General features: G+C 58.4%; 20 protein-coding genes. 7 read left to right on the top strand and 13 right to left on the bottom strand.

The features are described 5' to 3' along the window. The 6 genes from DWQ09_12860 to DWQ09_12835 all read right to left on the bottom strand — a co-directional run bounded on the left by DWQ09_12860 (position 1) and on the right by DWQ09_12835 (position 5,517). On the bottom strand, positions 1–774 hold the full coding sequence (locus DWQ09_12860; GenBank protein KAA3627217.1) for a 3-deoxy-manno-octulosonate cytidylyltransferase: 774 nt from the start codon (positions 772–774) through the stop codon (positions 1–3). After that, positions 775–954, bottom strand: coding sequence for a Trm112 family protein (locus tag DWQ09_12855; GenBank protein KAA3627216.1), 180 nt, complete (start codon positions 952–954; stop codon positions 775–777). Beyond that, the gene (locus DWQ09_12850) at positions 947–1,936 is read right to left on the bottom strand and encodes a tetraacyldisaccharide 4'-kinase (protein ID KAA3627215.1); all 990 of its coding nucleotides are present in this window, start codon (positions 1,934–1,936) and stop codon (positions 947–949) included. Before DWQ09_12850 ends, DWQ09_12855 begins: the two co-directional genes overlap by 8 nt. A 46-nt stretch (positions 1,937–1,982) precedes the next feature. Next, positions 1,983–2,402, bottom strand: a complete 420-nt coding sequence (locus tag DWQ09_12845; protein ID KAA3627214.1) for a biopolymer transporter ExbD — start codon at positions 2,400–2,402, stop codon at positions 1,983–1,985. Further along, positions 2,399–3,004 (bottom strand): MotA/TolQ/ExbB proton channel family protein, encoded by a 606-nt coding sequence (locus tag DWQ09_12840; GenBank protein KAA3627378.1) that lies wholly within the window; start codon positions 3,002–3,004, stop codon positions 2,399–2,401. Before DWQ09_12840 ends, DWQ09_12845 begins: the two co-directional genes overlap by 4 nt. Positions 3,005–3,198: 194 nt before the next feature. After that, positions 3,199–5,517, bottom strand: a complete 2,319-nt coding sequence (locus DWQ09_12835; protein KAA3627213.1) for a DNA internalization-related competence protein ComEC/Rec2 — start codon at positions 5,515–5,517, stop codon at positions 3,199–3,201. A gap of 120 nt (positions 5,518–5,637) precedes the next feature. Between DWQ09_12835 and DWQ09_12830 the strand changes: the two genes are divergently transcribed. Next, a complete protein-coding gene (locus DWQ09_12830) occupies positions 5,638–6,201 on the top strand; it encodes a DUF2062 domain-containing protein (protein ID KAA3627377.1) in 564 nt (187 codons plus the stop codon). 35 nt (positions 6,202–6,236) lie between these two features. Here DWQ09_12830 and lolD read toward each other — a convergent pair whose 3' ends face one another. The 6 genes from lolD to DWQ09_12800 form a co-directional block, all read right to left on the bottom strand. Beyond that, the gene (gene lolD / locus DWQ09_12825; GenBank protein ID KAA3627212.1) at positions 6,237–6,956 is read right to left on the bottom strand and encodes a lipoprotein-releasing ABC transporter ATP-binding protein LolD; all 720 of its coding nucleotides are present in this window, start codon (positions 6,954–6,956) and stop codon (positions 6,237–6,239) included. Continuing rightward, entirely contained in the window at positions 6,949–8,196 is a 1,248-nt protein-coding gene (locus DWQ09_12820) for a lipoprotein-releasing ABC transporter permease subunit (GenBank protein ID KAA3627376.1), read from the bottom strand. The genes lolD and DWQ09_12820 overlap by 8 nt, the downstream gene beginning before the upstream one ends. A gap of 53 nt (positions 8,197–8,249) precedes the next feature. Further along, complete coding sequence (locus DWQ09_12815; GenBank protein ID KAA3627375.1) at positions 8,250–8,960, bottom strand: DNA/RNA nuclease SfsA; 711 nt, start codon at positions 8,958–8,960, stop codon at positions 8,250–8,252. 64 nt (positions 8,961–9,024) lie between these two features. Beyond that, positions 9,025–10,332: a cytochrome C gene (locus DWQ09_12810; protein KAA3627211.1), complete on the bottom strand. Its 1,308-nt coding sequence runs from the start codon at positions 10,330–10,332 to the stop codon at positions 9,025–9,027. A 13-nt stretch (positions 10,333–10,345) separates the two neighbouring features. Then, positions 10,346–10,990, bottom strand: coding sequence for a cytochrome c4 (locus tag DWQ09_12805; GenBank protein ID KAA3627210.1), 645 nt, complete (start codon positions 10,988–10,990; stop codon positions 10,346–10,348). Between the two features lie 281 nt (positions 10,991–11,271). Beyond that, entirely contained in the window at positions 11,272–11,892 is a 621-nt protein-coding gene (locus tag DWQ09_12800) for a hypothetical protein (protein ID KAA3627209.1), read from the bottom strand. Positions 11,893–12,397: 505 nt separating this feature from the next. Here DWQ09_12800 and DWQ09_12795 point away from each other — a divergent pair. The 3 genes from DWQ09_12795 (at position 12,398) to DWQ09_12785 (ending at position 14,793) form a co-directional block, all read left to right on the top strand. Beyond that, positions 12,398–12,730, top strand: a complete 333-nt coding sequence (locus DWQ09_12795) for a hypothetical protein (protein ID KAA3627208.1) — start codon at positions 12,398–12,400, stop codon at positions 12,728–12,730. Between the two features lie 75 nt (positions 12,731–12,805). Then, positions 12,806–13,864 carry an agmatine deiminase family protein gene (locus DWQ09_12790; GenBank protein ID KAA3627207.1) on the top strand — a complete coding sequence of 353 codons (1,059 nt, stop codon included), beginning with the start codon at positions 12,806–12,808 and terminating at the stop codon, positions 13,862–13,864. Between the two features lie 35 nt (positions 13,865–13,899). Then, positions 13,900–14,793, top strand: a complete 894-nt coding sequence (locus tag DWQ09_12785) for an acyltransferase (protein ID KAA3627206.1) — start codon at positions 13,900–13,902, stop codon at positions 14,791–14,793. A gap of 14 nt (positions 14,794–14,807) precedes the next feature. On the opposite strand, the gene DWQ09_12780 is transcribed toward DWQ09_12785, so the two are convergent. After that, on the bottom strand, positions 14,808–16,166 hold the full coding sequence (locus tag DWQ09_12780; protein ID KAA3627205.1) for a PAS domain-containing protein: 1,359 nt from the start codon (positions 16,164–16,166) through the stop codon (positions 14,808–14,810). A gap of 641 nt (positions 16,167–16,807) precedes the next feature. On the opposite strand from DWQ09_12780, the gene DWQ09_12775 reads away from it, so the two are divergent. From DWQ09_12775 to DWQ09_12765, 3 genes are read left to right on the top strand one after another with little or no spacing between them, the layout of a single operon-like run. Further along, positions 16,808–17,281, top strand: coding sequence for a DNA topoisomerase IV (locus DWQ09_12775; GenBank protein ID KAA3627374.1), 474 nt, complete (start codon positions 16,808–16,810; stop codon positions 17,279–17,281). Between the two features lies 1 nt (position 17,282). Next, positions 17,283–17,573, top strand: coding sequence for a pH regulation protein F (locus DWQ09_12770; GenBank protein KAA3627204.1), 291 nt, complete (start codon positions 17,283–17,285; stop codon positions 17,571–17,573). Further along, positions 17,573–17,902, top strand: coding sequence for a sodium:proton antiporter (locus DWQ09_12765; protein KAA3627203.1), 330 nt, complete (start codon positions 17,573–17,575; stop codon positions 17,900–17,902). The genes DWQ09_12770 and DWQ09_12765 overlap by 1 nt, the downstream gene beginning before the upstream one ends. Positions 17,903–17,909: the final 7 nt, after the last annotated feature.

Below are 17,909 nucleotides of genomic sequence, written 5' to 3'. Positions count from 1 at the left end.
TCAATGCTTCACGCGGCCTTGTTGCAGGGCACGCGCCACCGATTCGAGATCCTGTTCGGTATCGACTCCACGGCCAGGGAGTTCCAGCGCCTGCGCGACGTAGATGCTCTCTCCCACCCACAGCACCCGAAGCTGTTCCAGCGATTCGGTCCGCTCCAGGTCGCAGGGAGACCAATTGACATAGTTGCGCAAGAAACCGACCCGATAGGCGTACAGACCGATATGCCGCGCATGTGCGGCGTGCGGCTCGAGACGCGGCGGTTTCTTCTGAAATGCTTCACGATCCCAGGGCAGCGCCGCACGGCTGAACAACAACGCATCCCCGCGTTGATTGCGGACCACCTTGACCACATGGGGATCGAACAACTCTTCAGCGTTCACGATGGGCGTGCAAAGCGTTGCCATCCCCGCGTAGTCGTGGCCCGCCAATCCCTCCGCCACTTGCCGTAATAAAGCCGGCGGCATTAGGGGTTCATCGCCCTGTAGATTCACCACGATAGCATCGGTATCCCACGCGCTGCGACGCGTCACCTCTTCGATCCGGTCCGTACCTGAGGGGTGCTCGGTCGAGGTCATGCAGACCGTGGCGCCAAAGGCAGTCGCCGCATCGCGAATGCGTTCGTCATCGGTCGCAATCACCACCTCATCGGCGCCGCTCTCCACCCCGCGCTGCCAGACATGCCAGAGCATGGGTTTGCCGGCTATATCACGCAGCGGCTTCCCGGGCAGACGCGTTGAACCGTAACGGGCGGGTATGACGACTTTGAACTGCAATCAGACCTCCTCGTCGCCTGGAAGTTGACGCGCCTCTTCCTCGAGCATTACGGGAATGTCGTCGCGAATAGGATAGGCGAGCCGGTCCACTTTGCAGATCAATTCCTGCTCCACCTTTTTAAAGACCAGAGGTCCTTTGCAAACGGGGCAAACCAAGATGTCCAGCAGTTTTCTATCCACGTGTTTTCTTCCTGTCCAGTAAGGCCAGCAAGCGCTCGCCGAAGCGCGGATCCAGTTCCGCGACGACAGGCACATACCAGAGATTGGCGTTTTCGAAGTGCCGACATTTTACCGCATCTTTCTCGGTCATCAGGATAGCTTCGTCCGACTTCGCAAAACGGAGGTCTTCGCGGCTGAAACCATGATGATCGGGAAAGGGGTGTTCGACTATGTCGAGGCCCTGTTTGCGCAGAGCCGCAAAAAAACGCGACGGGTGTCCGATGCCGGCAACCGCATGTACCGTCCGCCCGGCGAAAGCCTGCCACGATACAGCCTCATCGTCACCGCCCACGCGTCGCGGCAGGGCGGGCCGCAGTTTCATACCGTACTCGCCATGGCCCCCGCCTCCCGTAGCCACGACAAAATCCACGCGCCGCAAACGCCGTTTGGGTTCACGCAATGGTCCAGCCGGCAGCATATGCCCGTTTCCCAGTCGTCGCACCCCATCGACTACCGCGATTTCAATGTCTCGCCCCAGAGCGTAATGCTGCAAACCGTCATCTGAGACGATTACGTCGCAACGCCGATGTTCGAGCAGTGCTTTTGCCGCCCCGGCGCGATCGGGGCCCACCGCCATCGGACAGCGCGTGCGTGAGGCCAACAATACCGCCTCATCACCCACTGTAACGGGGTCGCTATCGCTGCGAACCTGCTGTGGCCAGTGTGCCGCCTTACCTCCGTACCCCCTGCTGACCAGACCCGGTTGATAGCCGTGTTCCCGCAAAAGGTTCGCAAGCCAAGCCACCAGCGGCGTTTTTCCGCTGCCTCCAACCGTGATATTCCCGACCACGATGACCGGAATCGGCAAACGACGGGTACGCAGAATTCCTGTGCGATAGGCAAGTCGCCGTGCGGCGACCACCAGGCGAAAGAGCCACGAAACAGGGATCAGCAACCAGACCACCGGTCGATCGCTATACCAATAGCGGTCGAGGGATTTCAATGCCCTGCAACGCACCGTTTCCGAGAGACAGGGCGGCGGGTACGCCTCATTCCTCGGGCGGTTGTTTGGTGGCAAAAGTGATATGGACGATGCCCAGTTGACGGGTTGCGTCCATGGCGCGGATAACTGCCTGATGGGGAGTGCGGGCGTCGGCACTGATGATAAGTGGGGGCTCACGCCGATCCGCAACGCTTTTCGCAATCGCCTGTTTCAACGTTTCGAGCTTGGTATTCAGAACCTCCTGACGGTTCACGAAATAGCGGCCTTCAGCATCGATGGTAATCTCAATAGGATCGGAAGGCTGCTCACGCTCCTCGCCCGCCGCCTCCGGGAGCTCAATCTTCAACTCCGCTTCGCGATCAAAGGTGGTCGAGACCATGAAAAAGATCAGCAGCAAAAACACCACATCAATCAACGGGGTGAGATTGAGATCCGGCTCTTCCTTACGGTTCAGTCTCAGGTTCACTTCACCGTCACCTCCTCATCCACATCCTTTTCGCGCTGGCCATGCATCACCTCGACCATCTTCAACGCCTCCTCTTCCATGCGCACCACCAGCTCGTCGACACGACCACGAAAGAATCGATAGAACATCAGCGTTGGAATCGCGACCGAAAGCCCCGCAGCCGTTGTGATCAGCGCCTCGGAGATACCGCCCGCCAGAACGGTGGGATTACCCACCCCATGCCCCAAAATGGCGGAGAAGACCTTGATCATGCCGATCACGGTTCCCAGCAGCCCCAGTAATGGCGAGATCGAAGCAATGGTGCCGAGCGTGTTGAGGTAGCGCTCCATCTCGTGCACCACCTGCCGCCCAGTCTCCTCGATCGCCTCTTTCATGATCTCGCGCTCATGGTGAAGGTTGACCAATCCGGCTGCGAGGATTTTACCCAACATGGAACCCTTGCGCAGCGACTGCACACGGTGTGAGTCGAGTTGATCGTTGCGGTACATGTGCCACACCTGAGCCACCAGATGCTTGGGCAGAACGCGTTTGGTCTGTAATGACCAGAATCGCTCCGCGATGATCGCCAGCGACAGGACGGAACAAGCGATGATAGGCACCATCAGCCAACCGCCAGATTTGATCAACTCGAACACTTACAGATTCCCCTCGTACTTCTCCACAACCAACTTCCCGAGATAGTCCGCCACTATTTCCAACGCCACACGATTGTTCCGCACCTGCGCGTGCGTCACCGATCGCAGATCATGATCATCATTCGGCAGACCGTAAAACCAAAGGCGCTATGTTACTCGATTTACCCTCCCCCCCCAAAGGTCGCGCTCCAGTAACGTTGCGACTTCAGTCGCCACAACCTCGGCACGCCAAACCCAAGGCGTGGATCCACCGCCACTTCCATGGCGCCGTATTGCGCCGTTGTCCATACCGCAGCGCCCGCCGAGCGGTACCGTGCAATGATTTCGGGTTTGGGAAATCCCCATCGGTTGGCATAGCCGGCGCTCACCCAGGCCATTTTGGGCCTGACCAACGCGATAAATTCGCTGGAGGAGGAGGTCGCGCTCCCGTGATGCGGCACGACGAGAAGATCCGCCCGCAGTTCTCCGGATCTGTTCCGTAGCAACTCGGCCTCTGCGAACCGCTCGATATCACCCGTCAACAGCACCCGATAGTCTCCTGCGCGAACACTCAGCACGCAGGAGTGGTCGTTCTCCGCTGCCGGATCAGTGTAGCTTGAGGCAGGATGCAATACGGAGAATTCAATCCCATCCCACTCCCAACGCATCGCCGCCTGGCAGTGCTCTGCAAGCAGTGATTCTCCCGGATTGGGCGCCCGCCGGATATCGCCCACCGCTATCTCGCGCCGTACCGCGTTGACGCCTCCGGTGTGATCGCTATCCCCATGGCTGACCACAAGCCGGTCGAGTCGGTCCACACCCAAACTGCGCAGATACGGCACCACCACGGCAGAACCGGCGTCAAAGTGATCGCCATAGCGCGGACCGGCATCGTAGAGCAACGTGTGGTTGGCGGTTCGTACCACAACGGCCAAGCCCTGACCTACGTCCAGGAGGGTTACACGGAAGCCACCCTCCGATGGTTGAGGGTGCGCCGTCAGGACGACCATCGGGACCATCAGCAACAGACCGAGACCGCGAAGGGGAATACCCCGCGGCAACAGCAGCATCAACGCGCCGAATCCTCCCAGGACCGCACTCCAGAAAGGCGGCTCGGCGATACGCAGCAACGCGAGAGGCAGTTCGGCCAACCACTCCATCGGCCACCAGAGCACTGCCAGCGAATAGTGCGCGATCTGGAGCAACAATGCCGCGAGAGTGGCGTTGACAGGCAACGCGAGCACCCCCAGTAGCGTCAGCGGGACGGTGACAAAACCCACCCAGGGAATGGCAAGAAGATTGGCGATCGGCGCCACCAACGAAACCTGTCCGAATGCGAGTGCCATCAATGGAAATAGGCCTAGGGTGATCACTCCCTGGATTTTCAGCCAGCGATAGCGAAGCGCTGGTGCGCTGCGTTCCCCTACCATTACCCAAAGAATCAGGCCAACCGCCGCGAAGGAGAGCCAAAATCCCACCGCAAGCACGGCATTCGGATCCCAGGCCACCACCAACGCCAGCGCAAGGAACAGGCTCCGCGTGGGCTGAAGCGTACGCATCATCACAACCGCACCCATCACGACTGCCACCATGATCAAGGCACGTTGAGTGGGTATCGAGAAACCCGCCAGCGCAGCGTACCCCAGGGCCCCCAGGATCGCTCCACACCCCGCCGCGCGGGGTGCAGCAAGCCAGCGTGACGCCCCTGGCCATCCCGCCCAAAGAAAGCGAACCAAACCAAACATCATCCCTGCCACCAGCCCGACGTGCAGTCCGGATATGGCCATCAAATGGCTGATTCCCGTGCCGCGCAGTACTTCCCACTGTTCGGCACTGATGGCGGAACGATCACCCAGAGCCAACGCACTGAGAATTCCCCCGAACTCAGCGCCCTCCAGGTGCGCTTGCATGCGCCTGATCCCGTCGGCACGCAGGCGATCGATGCTGAACGGCCGTGGGCCGGCAGCATTTAATCGGCGGTTTCGCACATCCGATCGCACATAGCCCGTTGCCCGTATCCCTTCACGATAGAGCCACCCTTCGTAGTCAAATCCTCCCGGATTGCTGAACCCGCGTGGCCGTTTGAGGCGGGCAGTAACTCGCCAGATCTCGCCGCTGCCGAGTTGCTGATAGTCACGATACCAACTGAGCCGGATCTGCCCCGGCGAGGGATAAGTTAGACCTTGATGAGAAAGCTTCTGGACATCAAACCGGAATCGCAGGCGCCCGGCATCGTACTCGGGTATACCCACCACACGCCCGGTCACTTCGACATCGGCGCCCTCCAACTGCAAGGGCAGCACTCGGTCGACCACCCAATAGGCATGCACCAGTGCCCATACGAAACCGGTCAAGGCAATGGCCAGACACCGACACCGCCGGCACCGCCAGGCCAAAAGCACCACCAACGGTAGCGGAGAGATCCAAAAGAGGGATGGAAGTTCGGGCAGCGACTGTAGCGCCACAATTCCCAGCAACCAAGCGAGCGTCCCTGCGAACATGTTCCTTCCTTGAAAAATGTGGATAATGTCCTGACAACGTCAGGAATGCCCGGCGTTGACAGGGAACCGCGGCAAATCCATGAGACCGCAGCCACAATTCTTATCGACTCGACCCAACCGTTGGCCAGAAAAATCATAAAACGCTTCATGCCTGATCGCCACAAGATCCGCGATCACAAACATCTACGGATCTTTGGGCATTTGTTGCATGATCCCAATCTGTTTCATCTCAACCGCCGGTCAGTCTCGGGTGCTTTCGCGTTAGGCCTTTTTAACGCATTCGTACCGGTCCCCTTCCAGATGGTGCTTTCGGCGGCTGGGGCGATTCTGTTCAGGGTCAATCTACCGATCGCGGTGGGCTTGGTCTGGATTACCAATCCGGTGACGATGCCACCCATCTTCTACTTTTGCTATCTGGTGGGCACTTGGATTTTAGGAACACCCGTCAGCGAAGTGGAATTTGCAATCTCGATGGAGTGGCTGCGCAGCGAACTCGCCTTGATTTGGCAGCCATTTTTGCTGGGCTGCCTGGTTTCCGCTGTCACCGCATCCAGCGCGGGCTATGTCCTTATGCGCGGTTTCTGGCGCCTGCATGTCATCAAGGATTGGAAGTCGCGCCGCCTGCGCCGTCGGGAAGCGAGGGATAACCCCACCGCGACCAACGACTCCTCGAAAGACAGCTAACCGGGCTCGCTAAGCCGGTGCAACGTCGTTTCACGCTAACGACGCAGGTCGGATTCAACGATACGGCCATCACTCAGAGTGCAGATCCGATCCATGCGCGCCGCCAGTTCCAGATCATGCGTCACCAGAACCAGACTGGTTCCCAGCTCGATGTTGAGTTCCAGCATGAGATCGTAGACCTGCTCGGCATTGCGCCGGTCCAGGTTACCGGTGGGTTCATCGGCGAGTACGCATTTGGGCCGTGTGACCAGTGCCCTTGCCACTGCAGCCCGCTGGCGTTCACCGCCGGAAAGTTCTCCGGGACGATGGCGTTCGCGATCTGTCAGTCCCACCCGCGCCAGCAGTTCGCGCGCCTGATGAGCGGCAGTCTGGGGCGTCAAACCCTGAATCAGCAGCGGCATGGCCACGTTTTCCAACGCCGTGAACTCCGGCAGCAGATGATGGAACTGGTAGACAAAGCCGAGCACACGATTGCGCAGGCGACCGCGCGCCGCATCGCTCATGATGTGAGTGAGCTGCCCGTCGATGGTCACCTCGCCCGAGGTCGGCACATCCAGACCGCCGAGCAAATGCAGCAGTGTGCTTTTGCCCGACCCCGATGAACCGAGAATAGCAACCCGTTCCCCCGGGGCCACGCTGAAATCGAGCGAGCGCAGTACCTCAGCATGCAAGTCCCCTTCACGAAATACCCGCGTCAACCCGCTGCAGGCCAGCACCGATTCTGAAGCCCGCACAACCTCTGGCGGACTATTCATAACGCAGCGCCTCAGCAGGCTGAGTACGGGCCGCGCGCCACGCAGGATAGAGAGTCGCCACCAGACTGATCAAAAAAGCCACTCCACCAATGCGCACTACGTCATCCCAGTGCAGTTCCGAGGGCAGGTTGCTGATGTAGTAAACATCGGGCGACAGAAACCGGATTCCAAACAATCGTTCTATGGCAGGCACGATCGTCTCCACATTGAGTGCCAATGCGACGCCACCGGCAACTCCGAGGATCAAGCCGATCACCCCTATCAGCGCTCCTTGCACGATAAAAACGGCCATGACACTCCGCGGGGTCAGGCCGAGGGTACGTAAAATAGCGATGTCGCTCTGCTTGTCCGTTACCACCATCACCAGGGTCGAGACGATGTTAAACGCCGCAACGGCAACAATAAGCAGCAGGATAATGAACATCACCCGCTTTTCGGTCTGGATGGCACGAAAGAAATTGGCGTGCTGGCGTGTCCAATCGCTGACGAAAAGACGTCCGCCAAACTTTCGGGCGATCTCCCGCACCACCACCGGTGCCTGAAAGAGATCATCGAGTTTGAGGCGGACACCCGAGACCCGATTTTCCATGCTGAGCAGCTTGGCGCCATCTTCCAGGTGAATGAAGGCCAGGTTGCGATCGTACTCGTACATTCCCACCTCAAAGAGCCCGATGACGGTGAAGCGTTTAAAGCGCGGCAGGATGCCGGCGGGTGTCACGTTCACCTGGGGCGTGACGACCGTCACCTTGTCGCCAACACGCAGACCCAGCGCGAAGGCCAGCTCTTTGCCGAGAATGATCCCGAACTCGCCGGCCTGCAAATCCGAGAGGTGCCCAACCAACATTTTCTGCACCGCCTCGGAGACCGCCGGCTCCTCTGCGGGCAATACACCGCGCAACATCGCCCCACTCACGGTGTCGCCGTAGCTGAGCATCACCTGCGCATTGACATAGGGTGCTGCCCCCACCACGCGCGGATGCTTGCGTGCCTCGTCAGCGACACCTTGCCACTCTTCCAGTCCCTCGTTGGGGCCACTGATGGTGGCGTGGGAGGCCATACCCAGGATGCGCTCGCGCAACTCCGTCTCGAATCCGTTCATGACCGACAACACGGTGATCAACGCGGTAATGCCCAGCGCGATCCCGAAGATCGAGGTTAGCGAGATAAAGGAGATGAAGTGGTTACGGCGCTTGGCACGCGTATAGCGCAGGCCGATATAGAGTTCCAGGGGTCGAAACATGGGGCGCATTAAACCATAAACCCCTGGAAAAGGCGCGCTCCCATCGAGCGTTTTCAATCCCAGCGAATCGGGAGTGTGCGCTCGACGACAATCGCACGTACCGTCGGTATGGCCTGACAGGCGATGAGCCCGACACCATGCGCCACCGCGGCGCGTAACGTCCTGCCGTATTCGGGGTCTATTGCATCCGCCGGTCCAAAAGCGGTGACATCTCCGCGTTGAACACAGTAGACCATCACTGCCCTGTGTCCTTCGTGCACACAGGCTTGCAGTTCCCGCAAATGACGTGCTCCCCGGTCTGTAACCGCATCTGGAAACCGGGCGCAGCCCGTCGAATCCTTCAAGGTGACATTCTTAACCTCGACAAAACAGTCGGGCAGGTGTTCTCCCTGCAGGAGGAGATCGATACGGCTCCGCTCGCGTCCGTAGGGCACCTCTCTGCGCATCACCTGATAACCCTGAAGCTGCGGAATGACGCCGGTCGCTATTGCTTCTACAACCAACTGATTGGCCAGTCCCGTGTTGATCCCGACCAACGTCCCATTCTCACTTTCCACCAGTTCCCAGCTCAACGGGTATTTTCGTGTGGAACTACCGGTATCGCGCAGCCAAATTCGTGATCCAGGATCTGCACAGCCCATCATCGAACCCGTGTTGGGGGTATGTGCCGTAACCAACCGCCCGTCCGTCAATTCCACATCGGCGAGAAAGCGCTTGTAGCGCCGAATCAGACGCCCCGCAATAAGCGGCTTATCGAACCGCATCAGTCGGTCGGACAAAAAAACGGGGCCCGAAGGCCCCGTTTCTGTTTACCGCCGGTCAACAAGATCAACCAAAAATATCTTTGGTGATGTTGTTGAACCAGCTGTGAGCATACTGCACCTCGCGGCGACGATCCTCCGCCGATGCGTCCATGGGTGTCAAACCACCCGAACCCGGGACACCGGCGATCACCTGAGCGCCCTTGTCGTCGGTGCCCAAGCGGTAGACACCGGCCACCGAGATGCCATAGTCCTTGCCGACGATACTGTAGCAAGTGTTGACATAGGACGGCGTACCCGGTGCGTGGCCGTTAAGCAGCGCCACAATGGCGGCTGCGGTCACCTTGGCGTGTGAATTGGCCGAGTAGCCCGACTTGGGCATCGTGGTCGCGATGCTGGCATCGCCGATGACATGAATGTTCTTGTGAATGGTGGACTCGAAGGTTCCCTTATCCACCGGACACCACTCACCGTCACCCGTCAGCCCGGTGCTGATAGCGATCATGCCGGCCTTCTGGGCTGGAATGACGTTCAACACATCGGCTTTGTGGCTGTCGCCGAACTTGGTCGTAACGGTCATCGCACCGGCATCGACCTTCGCAATACCCTGGTCCGTCTGCTCACCACCTACCCACTCGATCAGACTGTTGGGAGTGCCGTAGCCATACAGGTCCTTCCAGCCCTGCATGAACAGGCCCTGCTTGGAGAACTTGGCTTTGGCGTCCAGGATCAACACTTTCGATTTCGGTTTGTGGTGTTTGAGGTAGCCGGCGATCAAACTGGCGCGCTCGTAAGGCCCAGGCGGGCAACGGAAGGGGTTGGCTGGTGGGCAGATCACCACGGTGCCGCCATCTCGCATCGCCTCGAGCTGCTTGCGCAACGTCGCAGTCTGCGGACCTGCTTTCCAGGCATGCGGGACTTTCTCGGCAACAGCCGCGTCGTAACCCTCCAGGGTTTCCCATTTGAAATCGACACCCGGTGATACCACCAGGCGGTCATAGCCATAACTGCCGCCGCCGGCGGTTTTGACCATGCGGCCGTTGGGGTCGATCCCCGTCACCGTATCGTGAACGACTTTGACACCCCGCGCTTTCAAGCCATCGTATCCAAAGGCGATGGAATCAATACTCCGCTCACCCCCGATGACCTCATTGCTCATAAAGCAGGTGTGGTAAGTCTTGTTGGGCTCGATCAGTGTCACCTCGATGGAGGCATCCGCCATACGGATGTAGCTGGCGGTGGTGCTACCGCCGATACCACCCCCGACAACGACCACTTTCTTTTTGCCCGCCGCGATGGCAAAGCCCGGCGCGGCCACAACCAAACTGGCGGCACCTGTCGCTTTGACAAAATCTCTACGTGTAATTTTCGTCATGTTCTTCTCCCCCTTACTTCTGACTGCCGTAGAACTGAATGAGCGCGGCAATATCCTTGTCACTCAGGTCTTTGACCTTGGCACGCATCTTCTTCGGCATGTCACGATGGCCGGCGGTGAAGTCCATCATGGCGTAGCTCAGATAGGGCATCCACTGTCCGGCGAGTATGCCGGAACCGTCGCCTTTACGACCGCCATCCTCATGGCACTTCTCGCAAGCTTCGTCGTGGATACGCCTGCCACTCGCAGCCATACCACTGTCCGCATTCTGGCTTGCCCGCAGGAAGGTCTTGCGGGTGAAGTAATCGGCCATAGCGCCGATCTCCTCATCGCTGTAGCCCTTGGCGATACGCCCCATGACGGTCGCCGGGCGCCTCAGGCCATCGATGTCATCCGGATCCATTTTGAGTGTTTTGGCGGCTGCCGCAAACTTGTCCTCGTCCTCGCCATACTTGTAGGAAAGCATGGCATTGACGAAATAGACCTTCGACATTCCAGAGATGGTCGGTGTAGCCGGCCCATTACTGACGCCGCTGGGGCCGTGGCAACCGGCACAAGTATCGGCAAGCATCGACGGAGAGGCCATCTCCGCGGACGCTGTTGCCCCCATTGTCAACCCTGCAGCCAGCAAGGCGACGCTTAACGCTTTCTTCCCCATGATGCCTCCTCTCGTTATCACAACATAACTTCCCAACCAAACCGGTCTGTAACCGGATTCTTATTCAAACCGTGGCGCTAGCCGAGACTGCGCCCGTGTGTCGCCTCCGCGAAATGCTTTAGTACCCTAAAGCAATCCGTGCGCCATTTGAATGGCGGCTCGCCCCAATAGGTCAGATACAGCTATTTGGACTGATGCGCTCCCCGCAAACGGGCAGCTTTGACATGACTGACCTGTCATTCTGCTGCCCGGCAGATCCCTATCCTCCGCGCCTAACCGCGCTATTCGGCTTTTTGATCGCTTCCGCTCGCCTCTTGCTTGATCGGTTCTTTTGGGTAATTGTGCACCAGCCCCTTGTGGCAATCGATGCATGTTTTACCCTCTTCCTGGGCCGCTTTGTGCTTACGCCGCCCCTGTTTATCCTGCTCACCGAGATCCATCGAATCCCAAGCATGACACGAACGGCAGGTGACGGAATCGGTCTCTTCCATGATCTTCCACACCCGGTTGGCCATTGTCCAACGATGGGCCTCGAATTTTTCTGGTGTGTCGATGGTACCGAGTATCGTATGCCAGACATCTTTCGATGCCTTGATTTTGGCGATCAGTTTTGGCCCCAGCGCCTTTGGCACATGACAATCCGGACAGCCTGCGCGCACCCCGGCAGGGTTCTTATAGTGACGTGACTCCGTATACTCGTTGTATACCTGATCACGCATTTCGTGACACGAAATACAGAACTCTGTGTTGTTGGTCATTTCTAGGAGAGGGTAGAACACCAGCGCGTAGATAGCTATGAGCACTGCAATGAGACCGCCGGAAATAATACCGATCAGGCGACCGAGAGAGTGATGAGGCTTCGGTGGGTTCTTGAGCGTGTCTACTAGCTTCTTGATTGGCATAGCTTTAGCTTGGAATCGCACGCAATCTCAGCCGCGTGCCAAACATTGCCTCCCCCTACTAGGAATCTCGAATCTGCCACAGCCGACATTCGTCACGCAACAGCACCACTGGGGGGGTACACTTCACGGCGTAAATATGCATGATGTGCGATCAACTCTTCCAGAATACCCAAATAAAAAATACGCCCGTCTATCAGTTAGTTACACCACATTGGGTTGATATGCAAACTTTGGAACCCAAGTCCGTCTTATACGTCAAAAGACAATTTCTATGGAAAAACAGGCTCCCCGCGGTACTTTATGCGAAAGGGTTAACGTCTGGCCAGCACCAATATATGTTAAAACCCTGCCTGGCTGGCTTACCGGATCCACCAAACTAGATTAGCTGATTTGTTGATCCTGACTCATCGATACGAAATCCGTGCTGATGCCCTTTCATAGAGACCCGATGGTATAGTTGCCACTATACCCCAAAATCACTTTCTCGATCTCCAAGGAGAGCTGCATGCCCCGGAAAGCATTCTGGTCAATCGCACTGCTGGCACTCGTTGCCACCCTGCTTACTCCGACCACCGAAAGTTCGGCACAAGGTACGGCTGCAACTCCGCGACCTGCGCCTGAGGCATCAGACTCCTCCCAAGGATCTTTTACAGCACGCAACCAATTTGCCGCAGTGCCAGCTCGCGGTTTGATCATGGAACAGGTCGAGGAACGCTTCGGTGTCCCCGAGGCCAAACTACCCGCCGTGGGCGATCCTGCCATCACTCGCTGGATCTACAAGGATTTCACTGTCTATTTCGAAGATCGTTACGTCATACACGGCGTCGTTCACCAGTAATCTGATTGCAGGCTTTGATTTCGCCCACCAACTCCCGCAGATCGGCCTGCGGAGTGCAATAGCGAACGTCCAACCGTGGCTCGAAGACTGTTGCCTGAATGGACGCACCAGGATGGCGTGCTGCTAACCTGGCCGCATCCTGGCACTGACTGGGCAGGGATGCTTGACGAGGTGGAGCGCGTCTATATCGATCTTGCGGGAGCGATTACGCAACGTGAAAGGTTGTTGGTGGCCTGTCACAACCAATCGCACCGGGAGCATGTGCGAGGTCTTTTGGCAACGGCGGATATTTGCGATGATCGCCACCACCTTGTAATTGCCCCCTCCAATGATAGTTGGAGCCGAGATCACGGCCCGATCACAGTTCACGATGGAGATAAACTGCATCTACTCGATTTTCGCTTCACCGGTTGGGGAGGGAAATACGCACACGATCTCGACGATCGGATCCCCCGCGCACTGGTGAAGGCGGGATGCTTCGGCGCAACACCCTGCACCTCCATCGATCTCGTTCTGGAGGGCGGCGGCATCGAGTCGGACGGCGCAGGGACTTTGCTGACCACAGCCTCCTGTCTGCAGGCCCCCTCGCGAAATCCTCATCTGTCCTTGCAACAACTCGAAGCGCGCCTTGGTGAACTGCTTGGCGTGGAACGTTTCCTGTGGCTGCACCACGGACACCTGGAAGGAGACGATACCGATGGGCACATCGACACCTTGGCCCGTTTCTGCGATCCAACCACCATCGCCTACGTCCGGTGCAGCGATCGGAAAGATACTCACTACGATGCATTGTCAGGCATGGAAGCGGAACTGCGGACATTCAGGGATTCCGCTGGTAAACCCTATCGACTGGTACCGCTACCCTGGCCATCGCCCAAGTACGATGAACAGGGGCAGCGACTGCCGGCCACCTACGCCAATTTCCTGATTATCAACGCAGCTGTACTGGTACCCACCTACGCCGATGCCGCCGATGCAGTTGCCCTTGCGACGCTGGCCGAATGCTTTCCGGACCGAGAGATCATCGGCATCGACTGCTCGCCACTGATTCGTCAGCACGGCAGCCTGCACTGCGTCACCATGCAATTACCCAGCGGGCTGCTGGCAGATCGGCCTGCGGCGAACGCGATATAATCGCCACTTCATCCAGAATTCGTCGAGGCCTTGCCATGCTGTCGGATCGTTCACTCACCGTTGCTCTGGTACAGCAGTCATGCGGCGCAGACCTCAGCGTAAACCTCGAACAAACACTGCAGGGTATTCACCAAGCCGCCGACAGTGGTGCGCAGCTCGTCGTCTTGCAGGAGTTGCATCGCAGTCGTTACTTCTGCCAACAGGAGACCGTCTCAGCCTTCGATCTTGCCGAAACGATCCCGGGGCCCAGCACCGAACGTCTCGCTGCAACGGCCCGAGAACGACAGGTAGTGATCGTCGCTTCGCTTTTCGAGCGCCGTGCCGCGGGGCTCTATCACAATACTGCTGTTGTTCTCGATCGTGACGGTACGGTAGCGGGCCGTTATCGCAAGATGCATATCCCGGACGATCCGGGCTACTACGAAAAATACTATTTCACCCCCGGCGACCTGGGTTTTGAGCCGATCGACACCTCCGTCGGGCGTCTGGGGGTGCTGGTGTGTTGGGATCAGTGGTACCCGGAGGCGGCTCGCCTGATGGCCTTGGGTGGCGCGGAAATGCTTATCTACCCCACCGCCATCGGCTGGGATCCAGACGACGAAAACGCCGAACAGCAGCGTCAACGCGAGGCATGGATAACCGTGCAGCGCGGCCATGCGGTGGCGAACGGGCTTCCGGTTCTGGTCTGCAACCGCACCGGATTCGAGCCTGATCCCACCCAGACCGACCACGGCATACAGTTTTGGGGCAGCAGTTTCGTAGCGGGACCACAGGGCGAACTGCTGTCGAGCGCGCCGATCGACCAGGAGCGTGTCATAACCGTGGTGCTCGATCTGAACCGCAGCGAGGCAGTCAGACGTGCCTGGCCTTTCCTGCGTGATCGCAGGGTGGACGCCTACAGCGATCTGACGAAGCGATTTCGCGACTGAGCGGGGGGGTCCAGCTAGGCTGACGGGTAATCGGCGTTGGTTACCCGCATCTTTTTCAAATAGCGATACAGGGTGCGTTCGCTGACACCCAGCCGGGAGGCGGCGCTGCCCCGATGCCCGCCGCACTCACGCAAGGCGTTGAGCACATCCCGTTGGTTGAGGCGTCGATTGCGTGTGATCAGGCGCATATCGGTAGCGACCGGACCATCATCAGCCGGTCCAGGTGCCGGCCCCCCGTTCATGACGAGATGCTCGGGCCGCAGCGTACTAGTGCTCGCCAGGATGGCCGCTCGTTCAATGACATTTCTCAACTCGCGCACGTTACCCGGATACTCGTGATCAAGCAGCTTTTCGATCACCTCGGGCGAGAGCGGCAGGTGGCGATCACCTCCCTCGATGCGCGTGAGGAAATATTCGGCGATGGCTGGAATATCATCCTTGTGCTCGCGCAGCGCCGGTATCTCCACCGGGAACGCCGAAAGTCGGTAGTAGAGATCCCTGCGAAAATCACCCCGAGCCACCATTGACTCGATGTCCCGGTTGGTGGCGGCGATCACCCGCACATCCACTTGAATGTATTCAGTCCCGCCGATACGCCGGATGCAGCCTGTCTCCAGCACCCGCAACAGTTTGGTTTGCAAGGCCAGCGGCAGTTCACACACCTCGTCGATAAACAACGTTCCGCCGTCGGCGACCTCGAACAGCCCCTTCTTCCGCAATGTGGCGCCGGTAAACGCCCCCCGCTCGTGACCGAAGAGTTCACTCTCCATCAGATTTTCGCCGAGCGTGCCACAATCGACGATCACGAATGGCCCGGCAGAGCGATTGGAAAACTGGTGCAGATACTCTGCCGCACACTCCTTGCCGACACCGCTTTCGCCAAGCAGCAAAACAGTTGTCTGAGTTGGCGCCACCCGCTGCATAAGACTGGTCAGGCGCAGCAGCGCGCGGCTGCGGCCGATCAGCAGCTTCGTGCCATCCTCTTGAACAACGGGAATCGGATCGAGGTATTCGCCCATGAACAGCACCTCACCCTGCTCATCCATCAAAGGTGTGGCCTGAATACGCACCTGTTCCGGGTGACGATCGCGGTCGTAGTGAATATGGATCATCTGCACCGACTCGCGCTTGCCGAAAACATGCTCAACCGGACAATGCTCGCCGTGCAGGCTGCACGGGACGGTGGAATCATGGGAAACTTCGTAACAATGGCGATTGATAACCTCGTCCGCGGTTACCGCGTAGCGCTGTCGATAACTGGCGTTGGCCGCTACGATGCGATAATCGCGGTCGATGACAACAAACGGCCCCGGAAGAATATCGATGATTTGCTGATAGGAGGGTAAACCTCCGGTCCTGTCGTCGTTCGCCATGGCCCCCAACTCCTTTTGTAGCGGGGTGTACTGCCAAAGATGACAGCATCCTGCCACGAGATATCCCTGTCATCCAAGGGGTATATCGAGATATCGCCGTATCCCCTAGGTGGTAGGCTGACCGATAGCGCAGCCACAAGGCGGGCTCGTTCGGGGAAATGGCGAATACCTAAGTTACTGGAACCTATTTCAAAATCCCCCGCGTGCTGTGTTGTACCCCGGAGACACACTGGGTAGGCCCGAATGCGCAGCCAACAGCAACAACTATTGGCTAGCCGGGAACACCGCAGGCATGCCTCTGGGGCCAACCCGCAGGACGCCCCATTTGAGTTCCCTCGGTGCGAAGGCGATGATCAGATTTCCCCCGCTCTTTCGCGAAACCGTGCCCAACCAAGCGCAGCGTTTGCAACCTGGTTGAGGATCGCAGCAAGAACCGGCACTTCGGAATGGGGCGTTCGAGGAAACCGCCGCGCCCCACTCGTCTCCCAACTGGACCGTGAGAACGCGCTTCATCATCCTCCTTGGCCTCTGTTACTATGGCGCCTCTGCGTCGCATCCTGTACATCAAATACCAACGATAAACGTAATAAAACGGTGAATTCTCGCCTGATCGATCAAACCCCGGAAGAAGCCACAGAATGATGCGATCGCTGAGCCTGTTCCTCATCCTGTTTGCGGTATGGGTGCTGCTTTCGGGGCACTACACGCCGTTGCTGCTGATTCTGGGTGTTGTATCGTGCTGGATAAGCGTTTACATCGCCCGGCGCATGGATGTGGTGGATCGGGAAGGCCACCCCGTGCACCTGAGCCTGCGTTTATTCACATACATTCCCTGGTTGGCATGGGAGACGCTCAAATCCAACATCGCGGTGGCCAAGCTGATCCTGAATCCGCGCATGCCCATCAGCCCCACCGTTGTCAAGGTTCGCGCCAGCCAGCCGGGGGATCTGGGCAAGGTGATCTATGCCAATTCCATCACCTTGACGCCTGGCACGGTCTCGATGAGCATCGACGGCGATGAGATTCTCGTACACTCCATCACGCATGAAGCCGAGGCTGAGCTTTTGTCCGGCGAGATGGACCGGCGCGTGACTCGTATGGCGGAGAGCGACTAGGGTGTTCATCGCTGCCGCTACCGCCGTCATCGTTGCCATGCTGCTCGCCCTGGTGCGAGCGTTGATGGGCCCGACGATCTACGATCGCATCCTGGCGGTCAACAGCTTTGGCACCAAGACGGTGCTGGTCATCGCCCTGCTCGGATTTCTCGCCGGACGGCCGGATTTTCTCGATATCGCACTCGTTTACGCACTGATCAATTTTATCGGCACCATCGCCATTCTCAAGTTCTTCGAATACGGCGATATAGGTGGGGCAGGCGAGTCCACCGCCGACGAGGAGCCCGGCTGATGGCGTTGTTGCTCGATGCCTTAAGTTGGCTGTTCCTGGGAGCGGGGAGTCTGTTCGTGGTCATCGGCAATGTCGGTCTGGTTCGCCTACCGGATTTTTATACTCGTCTTCACGCCGCTGGTATCACGGATACCATGGGTGCCGGTCTCATGCTGCTGGGAATGACCTTTCAGGCGGGGTGGACTCTGATCACGGTTAAACTTGTTCTGATCACCCTCTTCGTCCTGCTTACCAGCCCGACCGCCGCCCACGCGCTGGCCAAATCTGCGCTCCACGGCAAACTGAAACCGCTGTTGCACGACCCGGGAGGTGGGCCATCGACCAAGTGATCGATTA

This window comes from Pseudomonadota bacterium (genome assembly GCA_008501635.1).
Lineage (GTDB): Bacteria > Pseudomonadota > Gammaproteobacteria > QQUJ01 > QQUJ01 > QQUJ01.
The sequence above is the reverse complement of the archived record's forward strand: the minus strand, read 5'-3'. Positions and strand labels throughout refer to the sequence as shown.

Excerpts from the sequence above, each read along its gene's own strand:
- DWQ09_12840 (KAA3627378.1), bottom strand. The coding sequence starts at position 3,004 with ATGGTGCCTATCATCGCTTGTTCCGTCCTGTCGCTGGCGATCATCGCG.
- DWQ09_12835 (KAA3627213.1), bottom strand. The coding sequence starts at position 5,517 with ATGTTCGCAGGGACGCTCGCTTGGTTGCTGGGAATTGTGGCGCTACAG.
- lolD (KAA3627212.1), bottom strand. The coding sequence starts at position 6,956 with ATGAATAGTCCGCCAGAGGTTGTGCGGGCTTCAGAATCGGTGCTGGCC.
- DWQ09_12820 (KAA3627376.1), bottom strand. The coding sequence starts at position 8,196 with ATGTTTCGACCCCTGGAACTCTATATCGGCCTGCGCTATACGCGTGCC.
- DWQ09_12815 (KAA3627375.1), bottom strand. The coding sequence starts at position 8,960 with ATGCGGTTCGATAAGCCGCTTATTGCGGGGCGTCTGATTCGGCGCTAC.
- DWQ09_12810 (KAA3627211.1), bottom strand. The coding sequence starts at position 10,332 with ATGACGAAAATTACACGTAGAGATTTTGTCAAAGCGACAGGTGCCGCC.
- DWQ09_12805 (KAA3627210.1), bottom strand. The coding sequence starts at position 10,990 with ATGGGGAAGAAAGCGTTAAGCGTCGCCTTGCTGGCTGCAGGGTTGACA.
- DWQ09_12800 (KAA3627209.1), bottom strand. The coding sequence starts at position 11,892 with ATGCCAATCAAGAAGCTAGTAGACACGCTCAAGAACCCACCGAAGCCT.
- DWQ09_12795 (KAA3627208.1), top strand. The coding sequence starts at position 12,398 with ATGCCCCGGAAAGCATTCTGGTCAATCGCACTGCTGGCACTCGTTGCC.
- DWQ09_12785 (KAA3627206.1), top strand. The coding sequence starts at position 13,900 with ATGCTGTCGGATCGTTCACTCACCGTTGCTCTGGTACAGCAGTCATGC.
- DWQ09_12780 (KAA3627205.1), bottom strand. The coding sequence starts at position 16,166 with ATGGCGAACGACGACAGGACCGGAGGTTTACCCTCCTATCAGCAAATC.
- DWQ09_12775 (KAA3627374.1), top strand. The coding sequence starts at position 16,808 with ATGCGATCGCTGAGCCTGTTCCTCATCCTGTTTGCGGTATGGGTGCTG.
- DWQ09_12765 (KAA3627203.1), top strand. The coding sequence starts at position 17,573 with ATGGCGTTGTTGCTCGATGCCTTAAGTTGGCTGTTCCTGGGAGCGGGG.